Genomic DNA, 12,214 nt, shown 5'->3' with positions numbered 1-12,214 from the left:
ACCCCTCGCGTCGTGCGGTGGCCGTCGTCACTCCCGGCCCGCACTTGCAGTGCGGGTCAGGACGTGACGGCCGGGCCGGACTCGTCGGACTGGGAGAGCTCCTTGATGAACTCGTGGCACTGCTGGGCCCGTGCGGAGTCCTCGGACATCACCTTCTCGAAGAAGTCGGCGATGTCGTCACGGCCGGCGTTGCGGGCGTCCCGCACGTACTGGCCGTAGTCATGACCTGCCTTGAGCGCGTGGTACTGCACGGACACCAGGTCGTAGGTGACGTCGTCGAAACCGGTCTCGCCTGTCGCCATGTTGTTCCTCCTTGCTCGTTTCGTGCGCGTCGGATGGACGTCTCCGAGTCTAGGAACGTGTGCTGCGGCTCACAAGTAAGTACGCTGTGTTTCTCGGGGGCGTCCATGACGGGGTCCGGCTGCCGCGAACCGGCCGGTGCGGGTGGGTCGCGGGCTCAGACCGCGAAGCGTGCGCGGCCGTCGTGGGCCAGGGCCGCGTCCAGGCGGGCACGCTGGAGGGGCGGCAGCAGCGGGGTGCGGCCCGGGTCGTACCAGCCGACCTCGAGCGACTCGTCGTCGTTGACGCGGGCCTCGCCGGAGACCCAGCGGCAGCGGAAGGTGTGGTCCAGGAACTGGCAGCGGTCCCCGTTGGGGTACTGCACGGGCTCCCCCGCCGAGACGGCCACGAGGTCCTCCACGACGGCGACGACGCCGGTCTCCTCCAGGCACTCCCGCACCGCCGTGACCGCCGGCTCCTCGCCGGGCTCCACGATCCCGCTCACCAGCCCCCAGTTGCCGTTGTCGCTGCGCCGGGCCAGCAGCACCCGGCCGTCCTCGCGCAGCACCACGGCGGTGACCGCCGGCAGCCACAGCAGGTCCTGGCCGATCTTCTCCCGCAGGGACAGGACGAACTCGGGGGTGGGCATGGGCGCTCCTCGTGCAGGGTCGCGGGACGGGCTCCGGCCATTCTGGCAGGCCGGCGCGGGTCAGAGCAGCACCAGCACTCCGAGGGCCCCGGTGATCATGGCCGGACCGAAGGCCACCCGGGAGCGGGCGTCCACCCGGCCCAGGGCCAGGAGCGCGGCCCCGGCGAGTCCGCCGACCACGAACCCCGCCACCGCGCCCAGCACGGCGTGCCAGACGGAGGCGAAGCCCAGGCACATGCCGAGCAGCCCGGAGAGCCGCACGTCGCCCATGCCCATCCCGGCGGGGTGCAGCACGCGGAGCAGGACGTAGACCCCGCCCACGAGGACCAGGCCCCACAGCATCCACAGCAGCCGGACGGGCTCGCCGGCCACCACCGCGGCCGCGCCCAGCAGCACCCCGCACACCGGGTAGAGCGGGCGCACGAGACGGCCGGGCAGCCGGTGCTCGCGCACGTCCGTGCGCCACAGCCACGCGCACGCACCCGCCAGCACGGCGGCGCCGAGCACCGCGAGCAGCCCAGCAGCCCAGCCGGCGGGGTCCCCGCGGGCGAACTGCTCGCTCAGGAAGGCGCCCACACCGGGCATCGTAGCCCGCACGCCCACCGGCACGGGGCGCCTGTGCACGCACCGCGCCCTCCCTAGACTGGGAGCATGCACCGCTCCCCTGTCCCCGCCCCCACCGACCCGGACGAGTTCTCGGCGCTGTGCCGCTCCTCCCCGTGGCGCTGGGACACCGTGCGCTTCGTGCTGTCCTGGCTGGTCCCGGCGGACGCCGCCCCCCGCGAGCCCGTCCGGGCCTGGGTCCGCCGCCCGGACGGGCTGCGCGTCGAGACGCTGGACCGCGCCCCGCTCTACACGGCCACCACGAAGGAGCAGTCCCGCGACGACTTCTACGTCGCCTCGACCACGGCCTCGTGGCTGCTCGCGCCGCAGCTCGTGGCACCGGTGTTCACGGACACGGGGCTGGTCGAGCGCCGGCCCGAGGCGGCCTACGGCGATCCCGTCTTCGGCGGCGGGCGCTGGCAGGCCATCCTCGACCCGGTCGAGCTGGCCGGGGACGCCCCCGTGCCGTACTACCTGCCGGAGCGGCGGCCCTGCACCGTCGAGGACGTCAGCACCGGCACCCACCACGGGCGGCGCGTCCGCGGCGCCGTGGTCACCCCCGGCCACGCCTACGCTCCCGCCACACCGGGTCACCCGCTCGCCCCGGCCCGCACCCGCGTGCTCCTCGACGAGCGGACGGCGATCTGCGTGCGCTCCGAGGTGCTCGAGGGGCCGCTGGCCGGCACGGGCCACGACCTCATGGTCGAGGCGGTCGACGAGTACTTCATCGACGACCTCTTCGACTCCGTGCGCCTCGACCTGACGGACGTCAGCAGGCACCTGCCCTGGCCCGTGCGCCCCTGAGAACGCCGCCCCGAGCCGCAGCCCCGGAGCGGGGCACCGGCCCGGCCCTGCCCGGCCCGCGCCGGTCCGGGGCAAACCGGTCCGGGTGCGGCCGGTCCGGGGCGGGCCAGGCCGGTGGGACGACCGCCCGCGGACGCCGGAGCCCACCGCGGCGTCCGGCCCCGGCGCGGACGCGGATCAGCCGTCCAGGTCCCCCAGGACCTCCGTGACCAGAGCGGCGATCGGCGAGCGCTCCGAGCGCGTGAGGGTGACGTGGCCGAAGAGCGGGTGTCCCTTGAGCGCCTCGACGACGGCGGTCACCCCGTCGTGACGGCCGACGCGGAGGTTGTCGCGCTGGGCCACGTCGTGGGTCATGACCACCTTGGAGTTCTGGCCGATGCGGGACAGCACGGTGAGCAGCACGTTCTTCTCGAGGGACTGCGCCTCGTCCACGATCACGAAGGCGTCGTGCAGGGACCGGCCGCGGATGTGCGTCAGCGGCAGCACCTCCAGCATGCCCCGGTCGAGCACCTCCTCGACGACCTCCTGCGAGACGAGCGCCCCGAGGGTGTCGAAGACGGCCTGGCCCCACGGGTTCATCTTCTCCTCCTCGGAGCCGGGGAGGTAGCCGAGCTCCTGGCCGCCCACGGCGTAGAGGGGACGGAAGACCATGACCTTGCGGTGCTCGCGGCGCTCCATGACCGTCTCGAGCCCCGCGCACAGGGCCAGGGCCGACTTGCCGGTGCCGGCGCGCCCGCCCAGCGACACGATGCCCACGTCGGGGTCCAGCAGGAGGTCGATCGCGAGCCGCTGCTCGGCGGAGCGCCCGTGCACGCCGAAGACGTCCCGGTCACCGCGCACCACCCGGGCGGAGCCGTCGGCGCGGACCCGGGCCAGGGCGCTGCCGCGCACGGAGTGCAGGGTCAGGCCGGTGTTGGCCGGCAGCCCCTCGGCACCGGGGACCACGACGGCCTCGCCGCCGTAGAGCCGGTCCACGACGTCGTCGGGCACGTCGAGCGCGGCGGTCCCGGACCACTCGATGTCGGAGCCGACCCACTCGGCCCGGTACTCCTCGGCCTCGAGACCCAGCGCCGAGGCCTTGACCCGCATCGGCAGGTCCTTGGAGACGATGCACACGTCCCTGCCCTCGTTCGCGAGACTCAGGGCGACGGCCAGGATGAGGGAGTCGTTGTCCTTGAGCCGGAAGCTCACGGGCAGGACGGTGTCCGAGACGTGGTTGAGCTCCACCACGAGACTCCCGCCCTGCTCCCCGAGGGGCACGGGCCGGTTGAGCCCGCCGTTCTCCACGCGCAGGTCATCGAGCAGGCGCAGGGCCTGGCGGGCGAAGTAGCCCAGCTCCGGGTCGTGCCGCTTGCCCTCCAGCTCGGTGATCACGATGACCGGGAGCACCACCTGGTGCTCGGCGAAGCGCAGGATCGCCCTCGGGTCCGACAGCAGCACCGAGGTGTCGATCACGTAGGAGCGCACCCCGGCGCCCAGGGGGGCGGAGATGTCGACGATGCGCTCCTGGTTCTTGGAGATGCTCATGGCGGCCCTTCCCACTCGGTGCGGTGGGCGGCGTCCGCGCCGTCCACCTGAGGACAACGTATGCGGACGGGCCCCGCCGCGCGAGCAGAAACGGTGAACGGCGCGGAAATTGCCCGCGCGGCGGCGGGGGACCGACGCGGGATGCTGACGGGGCGCAAAGAGAGACGCGGGAGAGACGCGGAGCAGGACGCGGGAGGGACGCAGACGGGACGCGGGAGGGACGCGGAGCAGGTCGACGGCGCGCGCGGTGCCGCGAGCGGTGACGGCGGGCTCAGCCGCCGAAGCGTCGCTGCCGGGACGCGTAGTCGCGCAGGGCCCGCAGGAAGTCCACCCGCCGGAAGTCCGGCCACAGCGCCTCGCAGAAGTAGTACTCGCTGTAGGCGGACTGCCACATGAGGAACCCGGACAGCCGCTGCTCGCCCGAGGTGCGGATGAGCAGGTCCGGATCCGGCTGCCCGCGCGTGTAGAGGTGCTCGGAGATGTCCTCCACGGACAGGCTCCGGGCGAGCTCCCGGACGTCCGCGCCGGCGTCGAGGGCCTTGGTGAGGACCTCCCGGACGGCGTCCACGATCTCCTGCCGGCCTCCGTAGCCGACCGCGATGTTCAGGTGCGGTCCGGCGTTGTCCGCGGTGCGCTCCGTGAGGTCGGCGAGGCACTCCGCGAGCCGCGGCGGCAGCATCTCGAGGGCGCCCACGGGCTGGACCCGGCAGATGCCGGCCTCGCGGAGGGTGTCCATGAGGTCCGAGATGATCTCGAGCAGGGGCTCCAGCTCCGCCGCCGGGCGCTTGAGGTTCTCGGTCGAGAGGATGTAGAGGGTGACCACCTCGATGTCCAGCTCGCGGCACCAGCCGAGGAACTCGACGATCTTCTGCGCCCCGGCCTTGTGCCCGTCCGCCGTGGAGGCGCCGAACTGCTTGGCCCACCGCCGGTTGCCGTCCACGAGGACGCCGACGTGCTTGGGCAGCCGCCGATGATCGAGACGCGTGGAGAGCCGTCGCTCGTAGAACCGGTAGAGCGGCCGTGGCTTGGGCATCGTCGGATCCTCCCGGGTTCTCGCTCGCAGGGCCGCTCGCAGGGTCGCTCGCGGTGTCGGTCGTGGTCCCGGGTCGTGCTGCCGGATCGTGGTGGGGGCCACGGTCCCGGACGTGGTGGCGGTCACGGACCCGGCCGACTCCCGGGGACGCCTCCTAAACTACCCGGTGGAGGAGCGGACGGACCCACGCACCGCACGGCGGGAGGAACATCATGGAACACGCGCACGGCGCCGACCGGGCCGCCGGCCACGTCGGGAAGTCGATCGAGCACCGGATCGAGGACCTCGTGGAGCACAAGCCGGCGTGGCGGGGCTGGATCCACGCCAGCTTCACGCCCGTCGTCGTCGTCCTGGGGCTCGTGGCGATCCTGCTGGCCCCCACCACCGAGCTGCGGATCGCGTGCGCCGTGTACGGCGTGACGGGGATCCTGCTGTTCGGCGTGTCGGCGATCTACCACCGCGCCTACTGGCCCCGGCGGCTGCACATGGTCCTGCGCCGGATGGACCACTCGAACATCGCGCTGCTGATCGCGGGGACCTACACGCCGCTGGCCGTCGCGCTCCTGGCCCCGGAGCAGTCCCGGCTGCTGCTGGTCGTGATCTGGTCCTGCGCGGCCGGGCTCGTGGCCTTCCGGCTGCTGTGGACCTTCGCGCCCCGCTGGCTCTACACCCCGCTGTACGTGGTGATGGGCTGCCTGGCCCTCGTCTACCTCCCCCAGTTCTGGGAGACGAGCCCGGCCGCTGCCACGCTCACCGCGGTCGGCGGGGCCGCCTACATCACCGGGGCGGTGGTCTACGCCACCAAGCGCCCCCGCCTGCTGCCCGAGGTGTTCAGCTTCCACGAGATCTTCCACGCCTGCACGGTCCTGGGCTTCGTGCTGCACTACGTGGCGATCATGGTCGCGATGCTCAACTGAGGCCGGGGGCCCCGCCCAGCTGCTCCTGCAGCTCCGCCACCGAGTGGACGGGGGCGCGGCAGGCGAAGTCCCGGCACACGTGGACCGTGAACCGCCCGCCGGGCGCCGTCCTGCCGCGGGCCGAGCCCGGCGCCCCCGGCGCGTCGGCGTCCACCACCCGGGTGGTCAGGACCGCGGCGGGTCCCACGGCGCGCCGCGCCGCGAGCTTGTCCTCGGCGGTCCCGCCCGCGAGCACCACGTGGACCGGGGCGGCCCCCAGCTCCGCCTGCACCGCGAGGGCCCGGCCCGCGCTGCGGGGCGAGCGGCGGGCCAGCAGCTCGAGGGGCCCCAGCAGCGACGGGACCGGCCGCGCCCGGCTCTCGTCCTCCTCGAGGACCCACAGCTCCACGAGCACGGCGGCGAGCACGGCCGTCCCGGCCGGGGTGACGTCGTCGAGGGGGTCGGCCCGCCCCGAGCCGCCGGCCGCCAGGAGCGGCGCGGGGACGTCCGCCAGGTCGGACCAGACCCGCTCCGGTGCGTCCGGCCCGCCGTCCGGTGCCGGGTGCGAGAAGCGCTCCGCGGCGACGTCCGCGAGCTCCCGGGCCCGCTCGTACCACGGCGTCGCGCCGGTGGCGCGGTAGAGGGCCAGGAAGCCTTCGGCGACCATCGCGTAGTCCTCCAGCAGGCCCTCGATCGAGTGCCCGGCCGAGCCCGCGTGGCTCGTGCGCGCCAGCCGGCGGCGGGATCCGTCCCAGTGCACCTCCCACAGCTGTCCCGCGGCCTGCTCGGCGGCGAGCAGGAGCGCGGGGTCCTCCAGCAGCACCCCGGCCTCGGCGAGGGCGGTGACCGTCATGCCGTTCCAGCCGGCCACGGCCTTGTCGTCCCGGGCCGGTGCCGGGCGCCGGGCCCGCGCGGCCGCGAGCTCGGGCCGGGCGGCGTCCCACAGGGCCTGCTGGTCGTCGTCGAGGACGCGCCCCGGGTGCAGGGGGCGGGGTGGTCCGGCCGCCACGCCCATGAGGTCGGCGACGGCGGTGCCGCGGTCGGCACCCAGGACCTCGCGCAGCCCGGACCGGCTCCACACGTAGTAGGCCCCCTCGCCGCTGTGCACGTCGCCGTCCGGGGAGGGCGTGTCCGCGTCCAGGGAGGACGCGAAGGCCCCGCCGGGCAGGCGCAGCTCGCGCAGCACGAACCCGGCCGTGTCCGCGGCGGTCCGCCCGTGGCCGGCGCCGGGATCGAGGGCCGCCGCGCGCGCGTAGGCCCGCAGCAGCTGCGCGTTGTCGTAGAGCATCTTCTCGTAGTGCGGCAGGGACCACTCCCTGGTCACCGAGTACCGGTGGAAGCCGCCGCCCACGTGGTCGAACAGCGCGGAGCCGCGCATCGCGCCGAGGGTCCGCCCGAGCAGGCCCCCGGCCCGGCCCGCGACCCCGGGGGCCCCTCCGGTGGCGAGCCGCTCCAGGAGGGGCAGCACCGTGGAGGGCGGGAACTTCGGGGCGCCCCCGAACCCCCCGTGCACGGGGTCCTCGTCCCGCAGCAGCACCTCGAGGGCCGCTGCCGCCGGGTCGGTCCCGTCCTCCTCCGGCTCCGCTGCCACGGGCACCGCGCCGGAGAGCGCGGTGCGCAGGTCCTCGGCCTGGCCGGCGACGGCCCGGGCCACGGTGTCCGCGGCCTGCTCGAGCTCGTCGCGGCGGGTGGACCACGCCCCGGCGACGGCCTCGAGCACCTGCCGGAAGGAGGGCGTGCCGTGGGCCGGCCGGGGCGGGAAGTAGGTGCCCGCGTGGAAGGCGCGCCCGTCCGGGGTGAGGAACACGCTCATGGGCCAGCCGCCCTGGCGGGTGATCAGCTGCGTGGCCGCCATGTACGTCGCGTCCACGTCGGGGCGCTCCTCGCGGTCCACCTTGACCGGCACGAAGTGCTCGTCGAGGTAGGCGCCGAGCACGGGGTCCTCGAAGGACTCGTGGGCCATCACGTGGCACCAGTGGCAGGCGGCGTAGCCCACCGAGAGGAACACCGGCACGTCGCGGCGGGCGGCCTCCGCGAACGCGGCGTCGTCGAACGGCTGCCAGGCCACGGGGTTGTCCGCGTGCTGGCGCAGATAGGCGGAGGACTGTCCGGTCAATCGGTTGGGCACGGTGGCTCCTCGGATCTCGGGTCCTGCTCACGGGCCCGCGGGCGGGCCCCGGTCTCAGCCGCGCCGGTCGGGACCCTCCGGGCCCTCGGCCCGCGGCGCCGGGTCCTCACCGGAGACGTCGCCCTCGGCGCGACCGGCTCCCGCACGGTCGGTGCCGGCAGCGTCGTCCTGGGCGTAGCCGCCCACCCGCTCCTCGGCGGCGCGGCGCTCGGCGTACTCCGCGCGGTAGCGCAGGCGCCGGTTGCGGCGGTTGAAGTCCCGCACGAGGAGGATGACGGCCACGGCCAGCAGCAGCGTCATGAGGAAGCCCAGCACTCCGGGGGTCACCTGGCTCGGGTCCAGCCCGGGCCGCAGGGTGCCCTCGTCGATCGGGTTGGGCGCCATCGCGGGCAGGAGGGCGAACAGTGTCGGCACGGCGGTCATCTCCTCGCTCAGCCCGCGATCCCGGCGAACAGGTCGCTCTCCGGCAGCGAGGTCGGCACCCGGGACTCCGCCAGGACGTAGTCCTCCCACGGCCACACCTCGGCCTGCAGCTCGGAGGAGACGGCGAAGAACATCCCGTCCGGCGCCACCTGGGTGCGGTGGCTGCGCAGGGCCTCGTCCCGCGCCGCGAACGTCTCCGCGCACCGCACCCGGGTGGTGGTGTCGTGGCGGGGCGCCGGCGGGCGGTGGCCCTCCGGGTCGCTCTCCTGCAGCATCGCGATCCGGGCCGCGTACGGGGACTGCAGACCGCGCTCCTCGAGGGCCTCGTGCAGGGCCAGGAAGCGCTCGAGGTTGAACGCCCGGTCGTAGTAGAGCTTCTGCGGGGCCCACGGCTCGCCGAGGCCCGGGTACCGCTCCGGGTCCCCGGCGGCGCGGAACGCTTCGACGGACACGTTGTGCGTCTGGATGTGGTCGGGGTGCGGATAGCCGCCGTTCTCGTCATAGGTGAGGATCACGTGCGGGCGGAACTCGCGCACGAGCCGGACCAGGGGTGCGGCCGCGCGCTCGAGGGGCTGCAGGGCGAAGCAGCCCCACGGCAGCGGCGGCAGCGGGTCCCCCTCGGGCAGACCCGAGTCCATGAAGCCGAGCCACCGGTGCTGGACGTCCAGCGACGCGGCCGCCTGCGCCATCTCCAGCCGGCGCAGCCCGCTGAGGTCCCGCTCGGCGTACGGGTGGCCCTCCATCTCCGCGTTGAGGATCGAGCCGCGCTCCCCGCCGGTGCACGTGGCCACCATGACCTCGGCCCCCTGCCGGACGTAGTGGGCCATGGTCGCGGCGCCCTTGCTCGACTCGTCGTCGGGGTGGGCGTGGACGGCCAGCAGGCGCATCTCTGACAGGGAGGTCACTCGGGAGGTCCTCTCGGGAACGGTCGGGAGTACGGGGGCGCGGCCGGTGCGGGCACGGACCGCCGTCCATTTTACGCGCTCCCCGGCACGGCCCGCGCCCGGTCCGCTCCCAGGAGGCCCGGCTACAGTGGAGCGGCGGTGCCGTGCCCGGCGCCGCCCCCTGTCCCCGACACCCGAGGCCGACGTGTCCATCGACTCCCCCGACCTGCTCCGGAACCGCTACGGAGCCTCCCGCCACGAGCACCGGATCGGTCCGCGCGGCTGGATCGGCATCGTGCTGGCGGTCACGCTGCTCACGGCCGTCTTCGCCGTCTGGGTGGTGCTCGCGCGGCAGAGCGCCCCCACGTTCAAGGACATCGGCTTCGAGGTGGTCTCCGAGGCCCGGGCCACGGCCGACTTCGAGCTCACCAAGCGCCCCGAGGACGTCGTGACGTGCGCGGTGCAGGCGCTCAACCAGGAGTACGCCGTGGTCGGCTGGGCCGAGGTGACCGTCGGGTCCGTGCCGGAGGACCGGCTGAGCGACGCCGGGACGAGCTCCCACCGGGCGGCCGTGCGCACCACCAACCTGGCGACCACGGCGGTCGTGGACTCCTGCTGGGTCGAGGGCTGAGCCGGGCGGCGGACGGGGCGCCGATGTGTCGCCGTCGTCACCCGGCGTTGGGCTTGTCCGCCCGGCCCGCCTAGACTGGGGGCAGGAATCCCCGTCCCCGGCAGCCGGACCCGTCCGCACGGACGACCTGCACCGGGGCGGGGTCTTTGCGTAGCGGACCCCCGTACCGCGGCGGCCCCCACGCCGTCGTCCCGGTCCACCGCGGCCCCGCCCGGACGTCCCGGGCGACCCACCGCGGCCCGACCGCCCGTCCACCGAGGAGAGACTGTGACCACCACGAACAAGACCGGCGCCTGGCTGACCCAGGAGGCCTACGACCGCCTGCAGAAGGAGCTCGACCACATCTCCGGTCCGTACCGGCAGGAGATCGTGGAGCGCATCGACCAGGCGCGTTCGGAGGGCGACCTCAAGGAGAACGGCGGCTACCACGCCGCTCGCGAGGAGCAGAGCAAGAACGAGGGGCGCATCGCCCACCTCAAGGGCCTGCTCGAGAACGCCCAGGTCGGCGAGGCCCCGGCGGACGACGGCATCGTCGAGCCGGGCATGGTCGTCACCGCGGAGATCGCGGGTGAGGAGATGACCTTCCTGATCGGCTCCCGCGAGGTGGCCGAGGACCTGGCCGCCGGCAGCGAGCTCGAGGTCTTCTCCGAGAAGTCCCCGATGGGCTCCGCCATCTCCGGCCACAAGGTCGGCGACGAGCTGTCCTACACCGCCCCCAACGGCAAGGAGATCCCGGTCAAGATCCTCGACGCCAAGCCGTTCCGGGTCTGAGCCGCCCGTGACGACGCACTGGCTGCGCAGCCCCGGCCCCGGCACCAGGACCCTGATGGTCCTGACGGCGGTGCTCGCGGTCGTGGCCGTCGTGCTGCACGTCGCGGGTCAGGACGACCCGGCCGCGGGCGAACCGGGCAGCCTGCGCAACATCTTCGTCTTCGCGACGTTCGTCGGCGCCTTCGCCACCTACCTCAGCGGCCGGCGCCGCTCCTGACGCCGCCTCCCGCTCCACGGCGCCGGTCCCCGCGGGGACCGGCGCCGTCGTCGTCGGGGCGCGCCGCGCTCGGTGCGCGTCAGGGGCGTGCCCCGCTCAGTGCACGACGACGGGGTGGTAGCCCTGCGCCTCGAGCGCCCGGAGGACCTGGCGGCAGTGCTCGTGCCCCTTGGTCTCCATGTCGATCGTGATCGACACGTCGCCCAGGCTGAGCGAACCGCCGATCCGGGTGTGGTCCACGCCGGTGACGTTGGCGTCCTGGACCGCGATGAGCTGGGAGATGCGCGCGAGCTCGCCCGGGCGGTCGGTGAGCATCATCCTGATGGTCATGTAGCGGCCCGCGGCGGACAGGCCCCGCTGGATGACCTTGAGCATGAGCATGGGGTCGACGTTGCCGCCCGACAGGACCACCACGGTGTTGCCGAGGTCCGGGTACGCGGCCTGCAGGCGCCCGTCCAGCAGGGCCGCGACGCCGACGGCCCCGGCGGGCTCGACCACGAGCTTGTTGCGCTCGAGCAGGAAGATCAGCGCCTGGGCGAGGGAGTCCTCGGAGACGGTCACGACGTCGTCGATGAGCTCCTTGATGATGCTGAACGGCAGCTGCCCGGGCTTGCCCACGGCGATGCCGTCCGCGATGGTCGAGACCCGGTCGAGGGTCACGAGCGCGTCCCCCGCGAGGGAGGGCGGATAGGCGGCGGCATTCTCCGCCTGCACCCCGATGAGCCGGATGGGCCGGCCCAGCTGCTCCGCCCGGGCCTTGACCGCCACGGCCATGCCGGCGAGCAGCCCCCCGCCGCCCACGCCGGTGATGACGGTGTCGACGTCGGGCACCTGGTCCAGCACCTCGAGGCCGAGCGTGCCCTGCCCGGCCACGATGTCCGGGTGGTCGAAGGGGTGGACGAACACCGCGCCCGTCGCCGTGGCGTGGCGCTGGGCCTCGGCGAGGGCCTCGTCCACGCTGGTGCCGTGCAGGATCACCTCGGCGCCGTGGTCCTGGGTCGCGGCGATCTTGGGCAGGGCGGCGCCCAGCGGCATGTAGATGCGCGCGGTGATGCCGAGCTTGTCGGCGGCGAGGGCGACGCCCTGGGCGTGGTTGCCGGCCGAGGCGGCGACCACGCCGCGCGCCTTCTCCTCGTCGGTGAGCTTGGCCATCCGCACGTAGGCGCCGCGGACCTTGAAGGAGCCGGCCCGCTGGAGGTTCTCGGCCTTGAGGTTGACCTCGCAGCCCACCAGGCGGGACAGTGCCCGGGAGTGCGCCAGCGGGGTGCGGTCGATCACGCCCTCGAGGAGCGCGGCGGCGTCCTCGATGTCGGAGAGGCGGACGGGCAGTTCGGCCAGGCTCACGGTGGGTCTACTCTCCCGGTCGGTG

The 12,214-nt window shown here is 74.2% G+C and carries 14 protein-coding genes; 5 read left to right on the top strand and 9 right to left on the bottom strand.

What is annotated here, in order from left to right; all coding sequences use genetic code 11:
- Nucleotides 1-56: 56 nt before the first annotated feature.
- From ACH9D3_RS08170 to ACH9D3_RS08160, 3 genes are all read right to left on the bottom strand, one after another.
- Nucleotides 57-302 (bottom strand): acyl carrier protein, encoded by a 246-nt coding sequence (locus ACH9D3_RS08170; protein ID WP_396399209.1) that lies wholly within the window; start codon nt 300-302, stop codon nt 57-59.
- A 155-nt stretch (nt 303-457) separates the two neighbouring features.
- Nucleotides 458-928 carry an NUDIX domain-containing protein gene (locus tag ACH9D3_RS08165; protein ID WP_396410537.1) on the bottom strand — a complete coding sequence of 157 codons (471 nt, stop codon included), beginning with the start codon at nt 926-928 and terminating at the stop codon, nt 458-460.
- 60 nt (nt 929-988) lie between these two features.
- Nucleotides 989-1,513, bottom strand: coding sequence for a prepilin peptidase (locus tag ACH9D3_RS08160; RefSeq protein WP_396399233.1), 525 nt, complete (start codon nt 1,511-1,513; stop codon nt 989-991).
- A 66-nt stretch (nt 1,514-1,579) separates the two neighbouring features.
- Between ACH9D3_RS08160 and ACH9D3_RS08155 the strand changes: the two genes are divergently transcribed.
- Complete coding sequence (locus ACH9D3_RS08155) at nt 1,580-2,335, top strand: hypothetical protein (protein ID WP_396399211.1); 756 nt, start codon at nt 1,580-1,582, stop codon at nt 2,333-2,335.
- A 177-nt stretch (nt 2,336-2,512) separates the two neighbouring features.
- Here the strand turns inward: ACH9D3_RS08155 and ACH9D3_RS08150 are convergent, their stop codons facing one another.
- Together ACH9D3_RS08150 and ACH9D3_RS08145 are read right to left on the bottom strand one after the other, a co-directional pair.
- Nucleotides 2,513-3,862, bottom strand: coding sequence for a PhoH family protein (locus ACH9D3_RS08150; protein WP_396410536.1), 1,350 nt, complete (start codon nt 3,860-3,862; stop codon nt 2,513-2,515).
- A 271-nt stretch (nt 3,863-4,133) separates the two neighbouring features.
- Nucleotides 4,134-4,895, bottom strand: coding sequence for an isoprenyl transferase (locus ACH9D3_RS08145; protein WP_396399213.1), 762 nt, complete (start codon nt 4,893-4,895; stop codon nt 4,134-4,136).
- Nucleotides 4,896-5,107: 212 nt separating this feature from the next.
- On the opposite strand from ACH9D3_RS08145, the gene trhA reads away from it, so the two are divergent.
- Nucleotides 5,108-5,812: a PAQR family membrane homeostasis protein TrhA gene (gene trhA / locus ACH9D3_RS08140; RefSeq protein WP_396410535.1), complete on the top strand. Its 705-nt coding sequence runs from the start codon at nt 5,108-5,110 to the stop codon at nt 5,810-5,812.
- Here trhA and ACH9D3_RS08135 read toward each other — a convergent pair.
- From ACH9D3_RS08135 to mca, 3 genes are read right to left on the bottom strand one after another with little or no spacing between them, the layout of a single operon-like run.
- On the bottom strand, nt 5,805-7,919 hold the full coding sequence (locus ACH9D3_RS08135; RefSeq protein ID WP_396410534.1) for a DUF255 domain-containing protein: 2,115 nt from the start codon (nt 7,917-7,919) through the stop codon (nt 5,805-5,807). The two genes, trhA and ACH9D3_RS08135, sit on opposite strands and share 8 nt — an antisense overlap.
- A gap of 54 nt (nt 7,920-7,973) precedes the next feature.
- Entirely contained in the window at nt 7,974-8,342 is a 369-nt protein-coding gene (locus ACH9D3_RS08130; RefSeq protein ID WP_396399216.1) for a hypothetical protein, read from the bottom strand.
- A gap of 8 nt (nt 8,343-8,350) precedes the next feature.
- Nucleotides 8,351-9,229, bottom strand: a complete 879-nt coding sequence (gene mca / locus ACH9D3_RS08125) for a mycothiol conjugate amidase Mca (protein ID WP_396399234.1) — start codon at nt 9,227-9,229, stop codon at nt 8,351-8,353.
- 202 nt (nt 9,230-9,431) lie between these two features.
- Between mca and ACH9D3_RS08120 the strand changes: the two genes are divergently transcribed.
- From ACH9D3_RS08120 to ACH9D3_RS08110, 3 genes are all read left to right on the top strand, one after another.
- Nucleotides 9,432-9,857, top strand: coding sequence for a DUF4307 domain-containing protein (locus ACH9D3_RS08120; RefSeq protein WP_396410533.1), 426 nt, complete (start codon nt 9,432-9,434; stop codon nt 9,855-9,857).
- A gap of 267 nt (nt 9,858-10,124) precedes the next feature.
- Nucleotides 10,125-10,628 (top strand): transcription elongation factor GreA, encoded by a 504-nt coding sequence (gene greA / locus ACH9D3_RS08115; RefSeq protein ID WP_396399219.1) that lies wholly within the window; start codon nt 10,125-10,127, stop codon nt 10,626-10,628.
- 7 nt (nt 10,629-10,635) lie between these two features.
- Complete coding sequence (locus tag ACH9D3_RS08110) at nt 10,636-10,845, top strand: hypothetical protein (RefSeq protein WP_396399220.1); 210 nt, start codon at nt 10,636-10,638, stop codon at nt 10,843-10,845.
- A 96-nt stretch (nt 10,846-10,941) separates the two neighbouring features.
- On the opposite strand, the gene ilvA is transcribed toward ACH9D3_RS08110, so the two are convergent.
- Nucleotides 10,942-12,189 (bottom strand): threonine ammonia-lyase, encoded by a 1,248-nt coding sequence (ilvA, locus tag ACH9D3_RS08105; RefSeq protein WP_396410532.1) that lies wholly within the window; start codon nt 12,187-12,189, stop codon nt 10,942-10,944.
- Nucleotides 12,190-12,214: the final 25 nt, after the last annotated feature.

The sequence above is a fragment of the Kocuria kalidii genome, from assembly GCF_044462225.1.
GTDB lineage: Bacteria > Actinomycetota > Actinomycetes > Actinomycetales > Micrococcaceae > Kocuria > Kocuria kalidii.
Note: the sequence above shows the minus strand (reverse complement) of the source record. Positions and strands in the feature narration are given on the sequence as shown.

Bases quoted from the DNA above. Each gene is read 5' to 3' on its own strand.
- ACH9D3_RS08170 (WP_396399209.1), bottom strand. From the start codon at position 302: ATGGCGACAGGCGAGACCGGTTTCGACGACGTCACCTACGACCTGGTG.
- ACH9D3_RS08165 (WP_396410537.1), bottom strand. From the start codon at position 928: ATGCCCACCCCCGAGTTCGTCCTGTCCCTGCGGGAGAAGATCGGCCAG.
- ACH9D3_RS08160 (WP_396399233.1), bottom strand. From the start codon at position 1,513: ATGCCCGGTGTGGGCGCCTTCCTGAGCGAGCAGTTCGCCCGCGGGGAC.
- ACH9D3_RS08155 (WP_396399211.1), top strand. From the start codon at position 1,580: ATGCACCGCTCCCCTGTCCCCGCCCCCACCGACCCGGACGAGTTCTCG.
- ACH9D3_RS08150 (WP_396410536.1), bottom strand. From the start codon at position 3,862: ATGAGCATCTCCAAGAACCAGGAGCGCATCGTCGACATCTCCGCCCCC.
- ACH9D3_RS08145 (WP_396399213.1), bottom strand. From the start codon at position 4,895: ATGCCCAAGCCACGGCCGCTCTACCGGTTCTACGAGCGACGGCTCTCC.
- trhA (WP_396410535.1), top strand. From the start codon at position 5,108: ATGGAACACGCGCACGGCGCCGACCGGGCCGCCGGCCACGTCGGGAAG.
- ACH9D3_RS08130 (WP_396399216.1), bottom strand. From the start codon at position 8,342: ATGACCGCCGTGCCGACACTGTTCGCCCTCCTGCCCGCGATGGCGCCC.
- mca (WP_396399234.1), bottom strand. From the start codon at position 9,229: ATGCGCCTGCTGGCCGTCCACGCCCACCCCGACGACGAGTCGAGCAAG.